The sequence below is a fragment of the Caulobacter endophyticus genome (assembly GCF_003116815.1).
GTDB classification, from domain to species: Bacteria; Pseudomonadota; Alphaproteobacteria; order Caulobacterales; family Caulobacteraceae; genus Caulobacter; species Caulobacter endophyticus.
In genome coordinates, this window is record NZ_QDKQ01000050.1 from 22653 (window position 1) to 39790 (window position 17138).

General features: G+C 67.9%; 15 protein-coding genes, 1 tRNA gene and 1 riboswitch. Of the genes, 8 read left to right on the forward strand and 8 right to left on the reverse strand.

The genetic code is table 11. From position 1 onward, the window contains the following. Positions 1 to 9: 9 nt before the first annotated feature. Both DDF67_RS13590 and DDF67_RS25550 read right to left on the reverse strand, forming a co-directional pair. Positions 10 to 927 carry a homoserine O-succinyltransferase gene (locus tag DDF67_RS13590; protein ID WP_109101413.1) on the reverse strand — a complete coding sequence of 306 codons (918 nt, stop codon included), beginning with the start codon at positions 925 to 927 and terminating at the stop codon, positions 10 to 12. 47 nt (positions 928 to 974) lie between these two features. Further along, positions 975 to 1077: riboswitch (SAM-I-IV-variant riboswitch) on the reverse strand. 78 nt (positions 1078 to 1155) lie between these two features. Then, positions 1156 to 1332 carry a hypothetical protein gene (locus DDF67_RS25550; protein ID WP_158278049.1) on the reverse strand — a complete coding sequence of 59 codons (177 nt, stop codon included), beginning with the start codon at positions 1330 to 1332 and terminating at the stop codon, positions 1156 to 1158. 295 nt (positions 1333 to 1627) lie between these two features. On the opposite strand from DDF67_RS25550, the gene DDF67_RS13595 reads away from it, so the two are divergent. The 4 genes from DDF67_RS13595 (at position 1628) to DDF67_RS13610 (ending at position 4774) form a co-directional block, all read left to right on the forward strand. Further along, a tRNA-Leu gene (locus DDF67_RS13595) sits at positions 1628 to 1712 on the forward strand. Positions 1713 to 1886: 174 nt separating this feature from the next. Then, positions 1887 to 3245, forward strand: a complete 1359-nt coding sequence (gene tig, locus DDF67_RS13600; RefSeq protein ID WP_269845450.1) for a trigger factor — start codon at positions 1887 to 1889, stop codon at positions 3243 to 3245. Between the two features lie 185 nt (positions 3246 to 3430). Beyond that, entirely contained in the window at positions 3431 to 4060 is a 630-nt protein-coding gene (locus DDF67_RS13605; protein ID WP_109101415.1) for an ATP-dependent Clp protease proteolytic subunit, read from the forward strand. Between the two features lie 180 nt (positions 4061 to 4240). After that, on the forward strand, positions 4241 to 4774 hold the full coding sequence (locus DDF67_RS13610) for a Spy/CpxP family protein refolding chaperone (protein WP_158278050.1): 534 nt from the start codon (positions 4241 to 4243) through the stop codon (positions 4772 to 4774). A 156-nt stretch (positions 4775 to 4930) separates the two neighbouring features. Here the strand turns inward: DDF67_RS13610 and DDF67_RS13615 are convergent, their stop codons facing one another. Continuing rightward, positions 4931 to 5617, reverse strand: a complete 687-nt coding sequence (locus DDF67_RS13615) for an HAD-IB family hydrolase (protein ID WP_233247658.1) — start codon at positions 5615 to 5617, stop codon at positions 4931 to 4933. 330 nt (positions 5618 to 5947) lie between these two features. Here DDF67_RS13615 and clpX point away from each other — a divergent pair, with 330 nt between their 5' ends. Further along, positions 5948 to 7210, forward strand: coding sequence for an ATP-dependent Clp protease ATP-binding subunit ClpX (gene clpX / locus DDF67_RS13620; RefSeq protein WP_101715701.1), 1263 nt, complete (start codon positions 5948 to 5950; stop codon positions 7208 to 7210). A 1067-nt stretch (positions 7211 to 8277) separates the two neighbouring features. Beyond that, on the forward strand, positions 8278 to 10116 hold the full coding sequence (gene aspS, locus DDF67_RS13625; RefSeq protein WP_199229228.1) for an aspartate--tRNA ligase: 1839 nt from the start codon (positions 8278 to 8280) through the stop codon (positions 10114 to 10116). Positions 10117 to 10242: 126 nt separating this feature from the next. On the opposite strand, the gene DDF67_RS13630 is transcribed toward aspS, so the two are convergent. Both DDF67_RS13630 and DDF67_RS25555 read right to left on the reverse strand, forming a co-directional pair. Beyond that, the gene (locus tag DDF67_RS13630; RefSeq protein ID WP_109101417.1) at positions 10243 to 10740 is read right to left on the reverse strand and encodes a pentapeptide repeat-containing protein; all 498 of its coding nucleotides are present in this window, start codon (positions 10738 to 10740) and stop codon (positions 10243 to 10245) included. A 77-nt stretch (positions 10741 to 10817) separates the two neighbouring features. Beyond that, positions 10818 to 13547, reverse strand: coding sequence for a TSCPD domain-containing protein (locus DDF67_RS25555; protein WP_158278051.1), 2730 nt, complete (start codon positions 13545 to 13547; stop codon positions 10818 to 10820). Positions 13548 to 13770: 223 nt separating this feature from the next. On the opposite strand from DDF67_RS25555, the gene DDF67_RS13640 reads away from it, so the two are divergent. Together DDF67_RS13640 and DDF67_RS13645 are read left to right on the forward strand one after the other, a co-directional pair. Further along, positions 13771 to 14166 (forward strand): NADH:ubiquinone oxidoreductase subunit NDUFA12, encoded by a 396-nt coding sequence (locus tag DDF67_RS13640; RefSeq protein WP_109101418.1) that lies wholly within the window; start codon positions 13771 to 13773, stop codon positions 14164 to 14166. Between the two features lies 1 nt (position 14167). Continuing rightward, entirely contained in the window at positions 14168 to 14830 is a 663-nt protein-coding gene (locus DDF67_RS13645; RefSeq protein WP_109101419.1) for a DUF2155 domain-containing protein, read from the forward strand. On the opposite strand, the gene aat is transcribed toward DDF67_RS13645, so the two are convergent. The 3 genes from aat to accB form a co-directional block, all read right to left on the reverse strand. Then, on the reverse strand, positions 14767 to 15420 hold the full coding sequence (gene aat, locus DDF67_RS13650) for a leucyl/phenylalanyl-tRNA--protein transferase (RefSeq protein ID WP_109101420.1): 654 nt from the start codon (positions 15418 to 15420) through the stop codon (positions 14767 to 14769). The genes DDF67_RS13645 and aat overlap by 64 nt on opposite strands. A gap of 67 nt (positions 15421 to 15487) precedes the next feature. Further along, positions 15488 to 16831 (reverse strand): acetyl-CoA carboxylase biotin carboxylase subunit, encoded by a 1344-nt coding sequence (gene accC, locus DDF67_RS13655; RefSeq protein WP_109101421.1) that lies wholly within the window; start codon positions 16829 to 16831, stop codon positions 15488 to 15490. Positions 16832 to 16836: 5 nt separating this feature from the next. After that, on the reverse strand, positions 16837 to 17138 hold a 302-nt coding region (accB, locus tag DDF67_RS13660; protein ID WP_109101422.1), incomplete at its 5' end, for an acetyl-CoA carboxylase biotin carboxyl carrier protein.

Consider the following 17138-nt stretch of genomic DNA (forward strand, 5'->3'; position numbering starts at 1 on the left):
TTTCCGAGGCTAGGCCCCGATCGTCTCCAGCTCGAACGGCGTTGTCTGATAGACCTCGTTCAGCCAGTTGCCGATCAGCAGATGGGCGTGGCTGCGCCAGCGGTTGCGGGGAGGGCGGCTTGGGTCGTCGCCCGGAAAGTAGTGGGCCGGCGGCGGCGTAGCCGGATCGATCAGCCGGTCGCGGGCGTATTCGGCCGCCAGGGTGCCTGTCTCGTATTCCGGGTGGTTGAACATGTAGAGCCAGCGGCGGCGCACGTCCTCCAGCAGGCACAGGCCCGATTCCTCTGAATCGAGCAGCACTCGCAAGCTGCCGTCGGCCGGCAGATCCTCGGGCCGGACCTCGGTCCAGCGCGACACCGGAATGTCGATCTCGTCAGCCAGGCCCCGCAGATAGGGAGAGGCCGGCGCCAGGTTGGCGTGAGAAAACACGCCCGAGCGCTTGTCGGCCAGGACGTGCTTGGGCACGCCATGGAAGTGCCGGACCCCAGCCTGCGCGCCCCAGCAGACCGCGAGGCCGGCGTGCACGTGGGTCTGCGTCCAGTCGAAGATCCGGGAAAGCTCGTCCCAGTAGCCGACCTCCTCGAACGGCAGGGTCTCGACCGGCGCGCCAGTGACGATCAGGCCGTCGAAGCGTTCGTGCCGCACTTCGTTCCAGGGGCGGTAGAAGGCCAGCATGTGCTCGGCCGAGGTGGTCTTGGGCGAGTGGCTGGACAACTGGATCAGCGACAGCTCGATCTGCAGCGGGCTGGCTCCCAGCAGGCGGGCGAACTGCCGCTCGGTGGTGGGCTTATCGGGCATCAGGTTCAGAAGGCCGATGCGCAGGGGGCGGATGTCCTGGCGGGCGGCTTCGGTGTCGGCCATCAACGACAGGCCTTCGGCTTCCAGCGAGGCGCGGGCCGGCAGGTTGTCGGGAATCTTGATGGGCATGGCAGCGTCCGTCCGTCAAAAACCAAGACGCGCGACGCTTTCCTAGGGATCACCCGTTTCGTTGCCGTCGCGGCCGCATCCCCCCGACGGGGCGCCACCTTGCTCGGGAAGCAGGTTGGCGTTGGGCGAGCCCAACTCTTGATGCAGGCTTGGCTTTAAAGACCCAGGCTCGCGACCGCAAGGGGATGCGGCGGCGCGCCCGCGCTTCGGACAGGCGGGAGCGGGGCGTCAGGCTTCCAGGCGATGCAGCACGATCTCGGCGCGCACGCCTTCGTCGAACAGCCGGCTGCCGTAGTCGAGCGCGGCCTGGAACGATCTCTGCTCGACGGAATCGGTGAACACCACCTGACGGTCGCAGGTGACTTCCCATCCCGCCTCGGTCTGGCTGACCTCGATCGTCCGCATACGCTGTTCTCCTACGCTATGGCGTAGTTAACCGTCGCTGATGGGGAAAGGTTGCGTGCGAATCCACCAGAGTTCAAGCGCGGCTGAGTAGCGCTGGCGAAGCCCCGTGGTGGAGGGGGAAAACCGGCCCGGGCGTCAGTCGGGGGGGCAAGGCCCGGGCCGGTTAATGTCCCGTGGCGTTACGCTCGGCGGGACACGATGAAAACGACGTCGCCCGAATGCAGTTCCGCAAGTTGTGAAAATTCTTCGCGGACACTTCAAATCTTTGCCGACGACGGCTAAGGCTCGCCACCACGCGGATGTGGCGGAACTGGTAGACGCACTGGATTTAGGTTCCAGCGCCGAGAGGCGTGGAGGTTCGAGTCCTCTCATCCGCACCATGTCGCCGCGCGCAGCGTTTTGCGCGCGGCGACGCCATACCCTTTGATCGACGCGAAGTGTCGTGACATAAGGGCGCTCTTTCGCCGCCCCGGTGACGTGGGCGGCTATGATTTTTTGACCCCTGGGGCGGACGACGGGCGCGGACGCCCGGATCCGAGAAGCTAAGAATGTCGATGCAGATCGTTGAAAAGTCGGGCGAAGGCCTCAGCCGGGTTTACGGCGTTACGGTGCCCGCGAGTGAGCTGGCCACGCGTCTCGAGACCCGGATCGCCGAAGTCGCCCCCCAGATGAACGTCAAGGGCTTCCGCCCGGGCAAGGTGCCGGCCGCGCACGTGCGTCGCCTGTATGGCAAGGGCCTGATGGGCGAAGTCATCGAGCAGACGCTCAACGAGACCACCCAGAAGATCCTGGACGACAACAAGCTGCGTCCGGCCGGTCAGCCCGACCTGAAGCCGACCTCCGACATGGACAAGGTCATCGCCGGCGGCGAGGACCTGGCCTTCGAGCTGGCCGTCGAGATCATGCCGGAGTTCGAGCCGATCGATCCGTCGACCATCGAGCTGGTCAAGCCGGTCTACCAGATCGAGGATTCGGAAGTCGAAGAGGCCCTGGCCGAGCTGGCCAAGCAGGCTCGCACCTACGAGCCGCGCAAGGGCAAGAGCCTGAAGGCCAAGGACGGCGACCAGCTGCTGATCGACTTCGTCGGCACCATCGACGGCGTCGCCTTCGCCGGCGGCACGGCCAACGACGCCGAGCTGGTGCTCGGTTCGGGTCAGTTCATCCCGGGCTTCGAAGAGCAACTGGTCGGCGCCAAGCCGGAAGACGTCGTCACCGTGAAGGTGAAGTTCCCGGAAGACTACCAGGCCGCCGAGCTGGCCGGTAAGGACGCCGAGTTCGCCACCACCGTGAAGGAAGTCCGCGCCCCGGTTGACGCCGAAGCCGACGACGAGCTGGCCAAGCGCCTGGGCCTGGCCGACCTGGCCGCCCTGAAGGACCTGATGAAGTCCAACCTGGAAGGCCGCTACACCAACAGCTCGCGCTTCAAGCTCAAGCGCGCCCTGCTGGACGTGCTGGACAGCAAGCACGACTTCGCCCTGCCGCCGCGCATGGTCGAAGCTGAGTTCGCCGGCATCTGGCAGCAGGTCCAGGCCGACAAGACCCAAGGCGGCCTGCCGCCGGAAGACGCCGACAAGACCGAAGAGCAACTGCAGGACGAGTACAAGAAGATCGCCGAGCGCCGCGTGCGCCTGGGTCTGGTGCTCGCCGAGATCGGCCGCAAGAACGACGTCGTCGTCACCGACCAGGAACTGAACGAAGCGATCGTCCGCGAAGCCCGCCAGTATGGCGCCCAGGCCCAGCAGGTGTTCGACATGTACCGCCAGCGCGCCGACCTGCAGGCCTCGCTGCGCGCCCCGATCTATGAAGACAAGGTCGTCGACCTGATCTTCGGCAAGGCCAAGATCGAGGAAAAGGCCGTCTCCAAGGAAGAGCTCCTTGAAGAAGACGACCTGCCGGAAGGCTACGGCGGCTAAGGCCATCGCTCCTTCGGGAAGCCGATAGAAAGGCGCGGATCGCAAGGTCCGCGCCTTTTCTTTTGCGCAGTTTCGTTTGGGGCCGGCGCCTTGCAACCTGTTAAGCGCCACGCGATATGCGTCAGGAGCGCTGGCGCGACGGTGATTCGCGCCCGCAAAGACATTTCGAGAAGGGCGAACCCCACATGATGTACGATCCGGTCGAGACGGCGATGAACCTGGTTCCGATGGTGGTCGAGCAGACCAGCCGCGGCGAACGCGCCTTCGACATCTTCTCGCGCCTGCTCAAGGAGCGGATCATCTTCCTGACCGGCCCGGTCGAGGATGGCATGGCCTCGCTGATCTGCGCACAGCTGCTCTTCCTGGAGTCCGAGAACCCCAAGAAGGAAATCGCCATGTACATCAACTCGCCGGGCGGCGTGGTGACCTCGGGCCTGGCGATCTACGACACCATGCAATACATCAAGAGCCCGGTGACGACGGTGTGCATGGGCATGGCCGCCTCGATGGGCAGCCTGCTGCTCTGCGCCGGCGCGCCCGGCCAGCGCATCGCCCTGCCGAACGCCCGCATCATGGTCCACCAGCCGTCGGGCGGCTTCCGCGGCCAGGCCTCGGACATCATGCGCCACGCCGAGGACATCTCGAAGACCAAGCGTCGCCTGAACGAGATCTACGTCAAGCACTGCGGCCGCACCTATGAGGAAGTCGAGCGCGACCTGGATCGCGACAACTTCATGAGCGCCGAGGAAGCCAAGGCCTGGGGCCTGATCGACCAGATCAACGAGAACCGCGAAACCTCGGAAGCCGGCGCGTAACGCTTCACGCGGGACGCAGGAACGAGCCGCCGGCCGAATGGTCGGCGGCTTTTTTTTGCCGTAGCGATGGTCCCGCTTTGGCCATGGGCGGGCGATTGGGTGAAACAAACCGGCCCCAGATCGGCCGGGCAGGGCGGCGACAAGGATCGCATGACGATCCTCATCCTCCGGAGCCCGGCCATGACCCTGCGTCGCCGTCTTTCGCTGTTCTCGGCCCTCGCGGCCTTCCTGGCCCTGGCTGGCGCGGCCGCCAACGCCCAGGGGCTGTCCGATCAGACCCCGCGCCACGGGATCGCCACCCTGCGCGTCGGCGTCAGCCCCGAGCAGGTGCAGCAGATCGTCTCCGACCGCCTGCTGCAGGACGGCGTGACCGCGGGCCTGGCCACGCTGCGCCAGAACCTCTCTCTGACGCCGGCCCAGCAGGCCCGCTGGCGCGAGTTCATCCTGGCCTCCACCGCCAGGCCCGCCGGCATGGTCCTGGCGGTGGCCGCGCCGGAGGACGAGACCCCCCTGGCCAAGGCCCGCGCGGGCCTTGCACTGCAACGCGAGCAACTGGCCGTCGAGCAGCGGCGGGTGAAGGTGATGGGGCGGTTCTACAGGGCCCTGGACGATGATCAGCGCGCCGTCTTCGACCAGGCCTATTCGGCGATCGGCAGCCTGTCGGTCAGCACCCAGGCCCCGGGGTTGGCGTCGGCCGGGGCCAGCGTGGAGTAGCGACGTCAGCAAGGATCCTCCCCCTGAAGGAGGAGGCAGCCCGAAGGGCCGGAGGGGGAAGTTACTGCTGACGTCGAGAGGGACTGCTGGCTCACGAGCCACATCCCCCCGTCGGCTTCGCCGACACCTCCCCCTTCCGGGGGGAGGATCTGTGTTCTAGACCGGCTTGCCCTTGAAGATGCGGTAGCCGCGCTCCTGGGCGATGGCCAGCATCTCGGTGTCGCCCGAGGTGTCGCCATAGGCGGCGGCCAGCTTCACGCGCTCGCCGAACGTCTCGCGCAGGCGCACCACCTTCTCGGGGCCCCGGCAATTGGGACCTGAAAGGCCGCCGATCACCTTGCCGTTCAGGTCGTAGGCCAGCTTGGTGCCGATCAGCAGATCCGCGCCGATGCCGCGCGCGAACGGAGCCACCACCACGTCGGGCGAGGCGGTGACGATCACCATCTTCGCGCCCTGCGCCCGCCAGCGCCGCCACACCGCCAGGGCGTCGGGGCGGAACAGGCTCTGGGCGTGGGTCTCGGCGAAGGTGCGGGCCTGGGCCTCAAGCCGCTCCTGCGGCACGCCCTTCAGGAACTCGCGGATCGCCGCGGCCTTGATGCGGCCGCGATCGCGGTGGAACAGGTAGGAGAGGGCGGCCGGCGCCAGGCGGATCATGCCCATGGTCCAGCGGCCGCTGCTCACGCGCCACTTCAGGAAGGCCGTGAAGCTGTCGCGCACCGTCAGGGTGCCGTCGAAGTCGAAGGCCACCAGCGGCGGGCTGGCTTCGGTGTGCGTCGGGGCGTGAGCGTCCTGCGGGCCCTCGGGCGACGTCTCGTGAATCTCGGCCATCTCGTCTCCGCCCATCGGGCGAACTCCTTCTTGCGGCGTCGCTTGCAGCACGATTCCGCACGCTTGCAGAAAGATTAGAGGCTGCGGCGATGTTCCGCAGCCCACGGAACGCTTGCTTTGGCCTACAGTCGTCCCATCTAGGGATGGAATCCCATGGTCAGAACCGAAACATCCACGAACTTGGCGCCGGAAACGGGCTCCAAGGCTTGTGCCGCGCGTTCGGATCGGGGAATGTCAAGGATTAGACAACTCCCCCTGGGTATCCTGTTGCTTCGGTGGCGGGATACGCGTTGGGAGTCGGCGGTAGCGGCTTTCGCCGTATCCGCCCTAGCGTGAGAAGCGACCATGACGAAAGCCGCCAGCGGCGACGCCAAGAGCACCCTGTACTGTTCTTTCTGCGGAAAGAGCCAACATGAAGTGCGCAAGCTCATCGCCGGACCTACCGTGTTCATCTGTGATGAATGCGTCGAGCTTTGCATGGATATCATCCGTGAAGAGCACAAGATCGCCTTCGTGAAGTCCAAGGACGGCGTTCCGACGCCTCGCGAGATCTGCGAAGTCCTGGACGACTACGTGATCGGCCAAGGTCACGCCAAGAAGGTGCTCGCGGTCGCGGTGCACAACCACTACAAGCGCCTGAACCACGCCTCGAAGAACAACGACGTGGAACTGGCCAAGTCGAACATCCTGCTGGTCGGTCCGACCGGTACGGGTAAGACGCTGCTGGCCCAGACGCTGGCCCGAATCATCGACGTGCCGTTCACGATGGCCGACGCCACGACCCTGACCGAAGCCGGTTATGTGGGCGAAGACGTCGAGAACATCGTGCTCAAGCTGCTGCAAGCCGCCGACTACAATGTCGAGCGCGCCCAGCGCGGCATCGTCTACATCGACGAAATCGACAAGATCAGCCGCAAGTCCGACAACCCGTCGATCACCCGCGACGTCTCGGGCGAGGGCGTGCAGCAGGCCCTGCTGAAGATCATGGAAGGCACTGTCGCCTCCGTGCCGCCGCAAGGCGGGCGCAAGCATCCGCAGCAGGAATTCCTGCAGGTCGACACGACGAACATCCTGTTCATCTGCGGCGGCGCGTTCGCCGGCCTCGAGCGCATCATCTCGGCGCGCGGCTCGGCCAAGTCGATCGGCTTCGGCGCCAAGGTGGCCGATCCGGAAGACCGTCGCACCGGCGAGATCCTGCGTGGCGTGGAGCCCGACGACCTGCAGCGCTTCGGCCTGATCCCGGAATTCATCGGCCGTCTGCCGGTGATCGCCACCCTGGAAGACCTCGACGAGGCTGCCCTGGTGAAGATCCTGACCGAGCCGAAGAACGCCTTCGTCAAGCAGTACCAGCGCCTGTTCGAGATGGAGAACATCGGCCTGACCTTCACCGAGGACGCCCTGCACCAGGTCGCCAAGAAAGCCATCGCCCGCAAGACCGGCGCCCGCGGCCTGCGTTCGATCATGGAAGGCATCCTGCTGGAGACCATGTTCGAACTGCCCAACTACGAGGGCGTCGAGGAAGTGGTGGTCAACGCCGAGGTCGTCGAAGGCCGCGCCCAGCCGCTGCTGATCTATGCTGAGAAGAAGGGCGGCGCCGCCTCGGCCTGACCGCCGACGACGCAAGCTGAAACGAGAACGGCGGGTTCGCAAGAACCCGCCGTTTTTGTTTTGATCCTCCCCTGAAGGGGGAGGCAGCCCGGAGGGCCGGAGGGGGAAGTTGCTACTGAGGCGCACCCCCACCCGCAAATCCCCGCGAAAGCGGGGACCCAGGTGTTTTATCGTCGAGCGCCCCGGGCTTCAGAAAAAGCCTGGGTCCCCGCTTTCGCGGGGATTGGACGGAGTTGTGGGCCGCACGGGGATAGACGCCGCTCCATCCACGGCGAGTTCGTCAAAGACCCCAACCAATCCAACGCCCTACAACTTTCTCACCCAAACTTATCAGACGCGCTCAGCCCTAGTGCATAATCACATAGTCCCCGCCATGGGGAGGGCTCTTGGTACCGGCCCAAGCGTGGCGAGGACCGCATCGAGCGGGGCCGCAAGGCGGGTATCGGGAAGGCGGGAGAGGGTCTGTCCGTGGATAGATCCGGGGCCCTGCGAAGCCTTCCTGGACAAGCTTGCGGGTCGACAGGGCCGGGATCGTCAAACCGGCCTAACAGGATCAGCCGAGGCCGCGCCGGATCACCGCGGGGCTATTGGTCCTGCCCGTCCGGGGGAAAGGCTGGCCCTTGGGTTGAAACATCACCCGCGCCTCTGGCCCCTCCGAGACAAATGATGCGGCGGAGCGGTCGACGAAGCCGAAACGCTAAACAAACACACGGTCTCCGGGCTCCGCCCGGCCGCTCCGCGCCTCCCCGAACTAACGCGCTATCGCGCGGGAGACTGCGAAGTCGCGCCCAAAGATCCTCCCCCTGAAGGGGGAGGTGGCCCGCAGGGCCGGAGGGGGAAGTGTCTGATGAGGTCAGCACATCCCCGACGCAGCTATCCCTTCCCCCTCAGTCGCTCCGCGACAGCTCCCCCTTCAGGGGGAGCATCTGGAGGAACGGGCCGGAGGGGCCTTGCGCCGCGCGCCAGCTCAAAGGTCCAGATCCGCCAACGCCCTCAGAATCCTTGACATAAACGCCCCCGCATGCGCCTTTCCGCGCCTTACAAATCAACGCGTTTCGAAGCCTTTCATGACCACGATGCACGCCTATCGCACCCATAACTGCGGCGCTCTTCGGGCCAGCGACACCAACGCCAATGTGCGTCTGTCGGGTTGGATCCACCGCAAGCGCGACCATGGCGGCCTGGTCTTCATCGACCTGCGCGACCACTACGGCCTGACCCAGCTGGTCCTGCATCCCGAAACCCCCGGCTTCGCCATCGTCGAGCGCCTGCGCGCCGAGAGCGTGATCCGCGTCGACGGCCAGGTCATCGCCCGCGACGCTGCCGTGGTGAACCCGAACCTGCCGACCGGCGAGATCGAGATCCGCGTCACCGACGTGGAAGTGCTGTCGACCGCCGACGAACTGCCGCTGCCGGTCTTCGGCGAGCCGGACTATCCCGAAGAGATCCGCCTCAAGCACCGCTATCTCGACCTGCGCCGTGAGACCCTGCACAAGAACATCGTGCTGCGCTCGCGCGTGATCCAGTCGATCCGCAACCGCATGTTCGCCCAGGGCTTCAACGAGTTCCAGACGCCGATCCTGACGGCGTCGTCGCCGGAAGGCGCGCGCGACTTCCTGGTGCCCTCGCGCCTGCATCCCGAGAAGTTCTACGCCCTGCCGCAGGCGCCCCAGCAGTTCAAGCAGCTGCTGATGGTCTCGGGCTTCGACCGCTACTTCCAGATCGCCCCGTGCTTCCGCGACGAAGACCTGCGCGCCGACCGTTCGCTGGAATTCTACCAGCTCGACGTCGAGATGAGCTTCGTGACGCAAGAGGACGTGTTCGCGGCCATCGAGCCGGTCATGCACGGCGTCTTCGAGGAGTTCTCGAACGGCAAGCCGGTGTCGCCGATCAGCGACACCCACACCTTCACCAACGACTTCGGCGCGACGCTCGAGCACAAGGGCTTCGAGCGCCTGACCTACGCCCAGTCGATGGCTTGGTACGGCAGCGACAAGCCGGACCTGCGCAACCCGATCAAGATGGCCGACGTCTCCGAACACTTCCGTGACGGCGGTTTCGGCCTGTTCGCCAAGATCCTCGGCGCCGACGCCAAGAACGCCATCTGGGCCATCCCGGCCCCGACCGGCGGTTCGCGCGCCTTCTGCGATCGCATGAACAGCTGGGCCCAGGGCGAAGGCCAGCCGGGCCTTGGCTACGTGTTCTGGTCGGAAGACCAGGGCGGCTGGGGCGGCCCGATCGCCAAGAACCTGGGCGAGCCGACCCAGGCGCTGATGGAAAGCCTGGGCCTTGGCCAGGGCGACGCCGCCTTCTTCGTGGCCGGCGATCCGGCCGTGTTCGCCAAGTTCGCGGGCCTGGCCCGCACCCGCGTGGGCACGGAGCTGAAGCTGGTCGCCGAAGAGCAGTTCAAGTTCTGCTGGATCGTCGACTTCCCGATGTTCGAGTGGAACGAGGACGAAAAGCGCGTCGACTTCTCGCACAACCCCTTCTCGATGCCGCAGGGCGGCCTGGAAGCCCTGGAAGGCCAGGATCCCCTGACCATCCGCGCCTACCAGTACGACATCGTCTGCAACGGCTACGAGCTGTGCTCGGGCGCGATCCGGAACCACAAGCCCGAGATCATGCTCAAGGCCTTCGAGATCGCCGGCTACGGCCCCGAAGTGGTCGAGGAGCAGTTTGGCGGCATGCTGAACGCCTTCCGCTTCGGCGCCCCGCCGCACGGCGGCCTGGCCCCCGGCATCGACCGCATCGTCATGCTGCTGGCCGAGCAGGTCGCCATCCGCGAAGTCATCGCCTTCCCGCTGAACCAGCAGGGCCAGGACCTGCTGATGAACGCGCCGGCGGGCGTGCTCGACAAGCAGCTCAAGGAACTGCACATCCGCACGGCTCCGCCTATCAAGGTGTAAGGATCCGGCGGCCAGCGCCTGAAAGGCAAAGCCCTCCGGCCATGCAGCTCGGAGGGCTTTTTCGCGTCATGATGCCGCCGACGGCTCGATGCGCCATCTGCGCGACGGGACCAGGCGCTGGGCCGATCAGCGGCAGCGGGGAATCGACAGGCCGCGCGGCAGCGTCGTCGACGGGTCGCCGCAAGCGCGGTTCAGCTGCGCCTGGGTCAGGCCGCTCGCGCGGTCCATTTCGGCGCCCGAGAAGTTGACGCCCGACAGGTTGGCGCCGGCGAAGCTGGCCCCCTCCAGATAGGCGCCGACGAAGGTGGCGTTGGTCAGGTCGGTCCTGGCGAAGCTGGCGCCGCCGAAGACGCCGCCATAGGCGTTGACGTCGCGCAGGTCGCCGCCGGTAAAGCGCGTCCGGCCCATCACCGCCAGCGACAGGTCCGATTGCCGAAGGCGGGCGCCGGACAGGTTCTTGGCCTTCAGGGTCAGGCCCGACAGGTCGGCCTGGAACAGGTTGCAGCGCGGGCAGTCGGCGCCACGACGGACGCTGGCGATCTGGCCGGCGTTCTGCGCCAGGGCGGGACCGGCGAGCATCAGGGCCGACAGTGCGGCGGCGGTGAGGAGGGCCAGAGGTTTCATTTCGGCACGCGTCCTGAGCGATGGAAAGGGCGACATACGGGACTTGTCGCGACCACAGCAAGTCCCGCGCCGGAAACTCAGCCGCGCGGAGAGGGCCGTTCGGCCTGGCCGTTGCAGCTTTCGCAGACCACCAGGCCGCCCTTGCGGCTCAGGGCCACGTCGCCGCAAGCCGGGCAGATGTCGGCCTGGTCGGCGGGCGCGCTGGCCTTGGCCGCGTCGTCCTTGCGGCGACCGAAGGCGGCGAACACCAGATTGTCGGGCGTGGCGCCGCGCGAGAAGCCCTTGGAGATGAACTTCGAGGCGGGCAGAGGCGCCGGTTCCTCGGCCTCGTCCTCGACGTCGGCGGACTTGCCGCGGCCCAGGCCGTCGGCGTTGAATTCCTGCGGGTCGCCGTTGGCCAGGTCGTCGCGGCCCAGATACGAAACCCCGAGCTCGCGGAAGATGTAGTCGAGGATCGACGTCGCCGACTTGATCGAGTCGTTGCCCGTCACCGGCCCGGCCGGCTCGAACTTGGTGAAGACGTAGGCGTCGACGAACTCGTCCAGCGGCACGCCGTATTGCAGGCCGATCGAGATCGCGATGGCGAAGTTGTTCATCAACGACCGGAAGGCGGCGCCTTCCTTGTGCATGTCGATGAAGATCTCGCCGACCTCGCCGTCCTCGTACTCGCCGGTGTGCAGATAGACCTTGTGGCCGCCCACGGCCGCCTTCTGGATGTAGCCCTTGCGGCGATCGGGCAGCTTGCGGCGCTCGCGCTGGCGCTCGATCACCTTCTCGACCACGCGTTCAGTGATGATCGGCTCGGGAGTCCTGGAGCGCGGCGCTTCGACCTGAGCTTCGGGCAGGTCGAGGGCGAAGTCGGCGGGCGCGGCGGCGCGCGACAGCTTCAGGGCGCGTACGCCCGCGCGTGCGGCCGAGGCCTGAAGACGCAGCAGGTCCGCAGGGCGCGCGTCGAACGGCGCGATCAGGGCCAGCGGCTGCGGCGCGCAGGCGAAGGCTTCCACGGCCGCCGTGAAGGCGATGCGATCGGCCTGGGCCGGGGCCTCGAAGGCGCGCAGCAGATCCTGGATCTCGGCGGGCAGGGCGGGGCAGTCGAACAGGCGGCCGGACCCCACCGCGTGCGCCTGGGCTTCGGCGACGGCTTCCGGCGCGAAGCCGGCGAAGGCCAGGGTGTCGAAGGCCGGATCGGCCAGGGCTTCGCGCGAGGCGCCCAGCACGTCGCCTATGAAGTCGGCGCCGACGATGGCCGGCGCGAAGGCCGCGCGCAGGTCGTGGCCGGCGCGCAAGGCGGCTTCGGCCAGGGCGATCTCGTGGGCGGTGAATCCGACGGCGGCCAGGGCGCGATGGTCGACGCCGGGGGCCTCTTCCAGCGAGCCGCTGCCCAGGGCGTTCAGGCGCACTGCGTCGAGGTCAATGTCGATCGATTGCAAGGCAGCCTGAGCGGCGGCGGAAAACTGCGGCACGGCGAAGCCGTCGCTGGTCTCCGAGGTCTGGATCAGGCTCCAGCCGGCGTCGAGGCCAGGGCGGGCGCCAAGGCGCAGGGCGGTCTCGGAGTCTTCGAAGGAGGCGACCACGCCCGTTCCGCGCAGGCCATGGGCCTGGGCAGCGGCAATGGAGGCCTTCAGCGTAGCCGCAGCCTCTGCGGCCAGCGGTCCCGTCAGCGCGGCGGCGGAGGCCGCGCGCTCGGCCAGGCCGGCGATGATCCGGTCGGCCTCGACGGTATAGGCTTCGGCCGGGCCCAGCGCCCCGGCGACCGCAGCGGAAGCGCTCAAGGCCTCGCCAGCGGTCAGCGCCCACAGCGCGGCGGCGGCGTCGCGTCCGGCGTCCTCGGCGGGAGACAGGCCCTGGGCCAGCAACCAGTCGCCGACGCCAGCGAGGCCAAGCGCGACGCCGCCGTCGGCGGGCCGTTCGAGTTCAAGGGCTGTGGTCCAGAGGCGCACGGCGTGGCGGAAGCCTGCAGAGTCGAAGCCGTCCTCGTCGAGGAAGGCGGCGGCGTTGACGGCCGCGCGGGCGCTCGTACCGGTAGCCAGGGCTTCGGCGTCGGTTGGCGACAGGGCCAGGACCACGCCGCCGGTTTCCCAGCTGACGCGGGCGGCAAGGGCGGCGAACTCGTCGCCGGCGGCCACGTCGGTGGATTCGGCCAGGGCCAGCAGCAGCGCGATCGGGGCGGGTTCGGCCGGGAAGGTGGAGAAGCCGGGGGCGCCGGCCAAGGCTACGGCGTCGGCGATGCTGGCGTCGCTGGCGCCGGCGGCCCGGGCCTTCTGGGCGGCGCGGGCCAGGGCGACGTTGCGGGCCGGATCGGCGCAGGCGCGGGCGTCGCCCTCGCAGCGCAGGACGGCGTCGGTGACGGCCGTCAGGGCCGTTTCCAGCTGAGCGGCGGATTCGCGAGCCAGGCGATCGGCGCGCGCCTTGCCGACATGCTGTGCGGCGGCGGCCCGGAACTCGATGGCTGAAACGTGCAGAGGCGAGGGCAGGGCGGGCGCCCCCACGGTCGGCGCGGCGATTCCGGCCATCAGGCTGTCGACGATATCGGCGGCGAAGGCCCGGGCGTCGGCTTCCGAGGCGAAGAGCCCCGCGTTGCGACCGGCGCTGGCCAGGCGGGCGGCGTAGCGCTCGGGCGCGCCGTCGAGAGCGGATTCGTTGTCGGCCGGGCCTGGCGCGGCGATCGCAGCCCAGTCCAGCCAGGCCTCGACGCGAGCGTCAGGCCAGCCGATCGGCGCAAGGATTTCCACGAAGCGGTCGGGCCGCTCGATCTCGCGCAGGTCGATTTCCGGCGCTCGGCCGGCGAAAAGTCGTTCAAAGCGCATGGGCCGATTCCGCGGCGGGTGCTTCGTCATGGTGTCAACCCTAAACCGCTGGTCGGTAACCATCAATAGATGTTGGGTCTGAGCGCGATGCTGTCCACAACATCTTGAAGCGGTGATCGGCGACGGCTTGGCTGGACGCTGAGGGCGCGGCGACCTATAGTCCGCCCGCTTCGCGCCGCGCTTTTTCGGTCGCGAAGGCCTTTGCTAGATTGGGTGCCGCGCAGTGCTGAAAGCGATCTTCACGTGGTGGAACGGAGCGACCCTGGGTCAGCGCTTCCACATTTCCCGCCGGGGCGTGTTCGTGGGTAAGGACGAGTACGGCAACCGCTACTTCGAAGCCCGCGACAACAAGGACAGCTATGACGACCGCAAGCGTCGCTGGGTGATCTATGACGGCTACGCCGAGGCTTCGAAGGTTCCGCCGGACTGGAGCGGCTGGCTGCACTACACCTTCGACGAGCCGCCGACCCAGGCGCCGCTGAAGCGTCGCGCATGGGAGAAGGACCACCTGCCGAACCTGACCGGCACGGTCCACGCCTGGCGTCCGAAAGGCGCCATCGGCCGCGGCGGCGAACGCGCCGTCGCCACCAGCGACTATCAGTCCTGGTCGCCGGAATAAGATGAGCTTCAAGCGGCGCAGCCTGCAGGGCGCGGCGATCCTGGTCGCCGCGGTTCCGTTCGCCGTCGGCGCCGCCTGGGCGCTGCAGGCCGCTCCGCAACAGGCGCGGCCCGTGCAGCAGGCTCCGGCCGCCGCAACGCCGCCAGCGGCCCAGCCCGCGCCGGTCGCCCCGGCGCCCAAGCCGGTCGTCCAGCAGCAAGCGCCGTCCAACGCCGCCCCGCCGCCCGAACCCGCGCCGCCGCCGGCGGCCGATCCCGTGCCCGCCAAGCCGGTCGCCACGACTCCAGCCAAGCCCGCCGAACCCGCCAAGCGCGGACGCTATGGCGTGGCCATCATCCAGGCGCTGGACAAGGTCACGACCGAGACCATGCGGTTCGAGGTGCCGGTGGGCCAGCCGATCCGCTACAAGACCCTGGTGTTCACCGCTCGGGCCTGCGAGGTCACGGCCGCCGACGAGCTGGCGCCCGACCAGATCGCCTACCTGACCATCGACACCCAGCCCAAGGCTCTGCCCGGTCGCGCTGCGCCGGCCGGACGCCAGGTGTTCAAGGGTTGGATGTACGCCAGCTCCCCGGGCCTGAACCCGCTGGAGCATCCGGTCTATGACGCCTGGCTGATCGCCTGCAAGACGTCGGCCCCGGTCGCAGCCGGCCCCAGCAAGTAGAAATCGGCCTGGGCCGTCAGGGCCTTGGCGAGCCGGCGCTTGTAGTCGGCGCGCGAGATCTCGACCGTGCCGAACTGCGCCAGGTGATCAGTGATGAACTGGGTGTCGAGCAGGCGGTAGCCGCCGACGTTCAGCCGGCCGACCAGATGCACCAGCGCCACCTTGCTGGCGTCGCGGGCGGTCGAGAACATGCTCTCGCCGAAGAAGGCCCCGCCCAGCGAGACGCCGTAGAGCCCGCCGACCAGCTCGCCGTCCTGCCAGCACTCGACGCTGTGGGCGCGGCCGGCGGCGTAGAGCATGCCGTACATCTTCTGGATCGGAGCATTGATCCAGGTCTCCAGGCGGCCCGGGCGCGACGAGGCGCAGGCCTCGACCACGGCGTCGAAGGCGGTGTCGACGCGCAGCTCGAAGGGTTCCGATCGCACGGTGCGGGCCAGGCGACGGGGAATGTGCATGGCGTCGAGCGGAAGCACGCCGCGCCATTGGGGATCGATGAGAAAGAGGCGTTCGTCATGGCGCGCGTCGGCCATGGGGAAGACGCCGCGTTCGTAGCAGGCGACGAGATCGTCGAGGCCGAAGGCGTCGTCCATGCGCGTCAGTGGGTTCCGATCGTCTCAGTCGGCCCCGGAGCACTCCGGGGCCGACCAAGATAAGGCCTTAGCCCTGCGACTTGATCCAGCGTTCCAGCCAGTGGATGTCGTAGTCGCCGGCCAGGATGTCGGGCTGCACCAGCAGGTCCTGGAACAGCGGGATCGTGGTCTCGACGCCGCCGACGACCATTTCGCCCAGGCAGCGCTTCAGGCGCGCGATGCACTCGGCGCGGTCGCGACCGTGGACGATCAGCTTGCCGATCAGGCTGTCGTAGTAGGGCGGGATCGCGTAGCCGGTGTAGATCGCCGAATCCAGGCGCACGCCCAGGCCGCCGGGCGCGTGGAAGTCCGTCACCGTGCCTGGCGAGGGCGTGAAGGTGCGGGCGTTCTCGGCGTTGATGCGGCATTCGATGGCGTGGCCCTCGAACACGACGTCTGCCTGGGTGAACGACAGCGGCAGGCCCGCGGCGATGCGGATCTGTTCGCGCACCAGGTCGATGCCGGTGATGGCTTCGGTGACCGGGTGCTCCACCTGCAGGCGGGTGTTCATCTCGATGAAGAAGAACTCGTCGTTCTCCCACAGGAACTCGATGGTGCCGACGCCGAGGTAGCCGATGGCCTTGACCGCATCGACGACGATCTTGCCGATCTTGGCGCGACCCTCGGCCGACAGGGCGGGCGAGGGGGCTTCTTCCAGGACCTTCTGGTGACGGCGCTGAAGCGAGCAGTCGCGTTCGCCCAGGTGAACCACGTTGCCGTGGCTGTCGGCGATGACCTGCAGCTCGATGTGGCGCGGCTTCTGGAGGTAGCGCTCCATGTAGACCGTGTCGTCGCCGAAGGCGGCGCGGGCCTCGGCGCGGGCGGTGGCGACCGCTTCGGCGAGGTCGTCACGTGTCTGGGCGACCTTCATGCCGCGACCGCCGCCGCCGGCGGCGGCCTTGATCAGCACCGGGAAGCCGATCTTGTCGGCGGCCGCGAAGGCCTCTTCCTCGGTTGATACGCCGCCGTCCGAGCCGGGAACGACCGGGATGCCGGCGTCCTTCACCGCCTGCTTGGCGGTGATCTTGTCGCCCATCATCCGGATGTGTTCCGGCTTGGGGCCGATGAAGGTGAAGCCATGCGCGCCGACGATCTCGGCGAAGCGGGCGTTCTCCGACAGGAAGCCGTAGCCGGGGTGGATGCCCTGGGCGCCGGTGATCTCGGCCGCAGCGATGATCGACGGGATGTTGAGATAGCTCTTGGCCGCCGGTGCGGGGCCGATGCACACGCTCTCGTCGGCCAGGCGCACCCACATCGAGTTGCGGTCGGCCTCGGAGTGGACCGCCACGGTGGCGATGCCCATTTCCTTGCAGGCGCGGTGAACCCGGAGCGCGATCTCGCCCCGGTTCGCGATGAGGATCTTGTCGAACATGGCGCTTACTCGATGACGACGAGCGGCTCGCCGAACTCGACGGGCTGGGCGTCGGCGACCAGGATCTCGACGATCTTGCCGGCCTTGGGGGCGGCGATCGGGTTCATGGTCTTCATGGCTTCGACGATCAGCAGGGTCTGGCCGGCCGAGACGGTGTCGCCCACCTTGATGAAGGCGTCGGCGCCGGGCTGCGGCGAGAGGTAGGCGGTGCCGACCATCGGCGACTTCACGGCGTCGCCGCGAATGGCGGCCGGGGCCGGCGCGGCCGCGGGGGCCTCGGCGGCGGGCGCGGCGGCCGGAGCCGGGG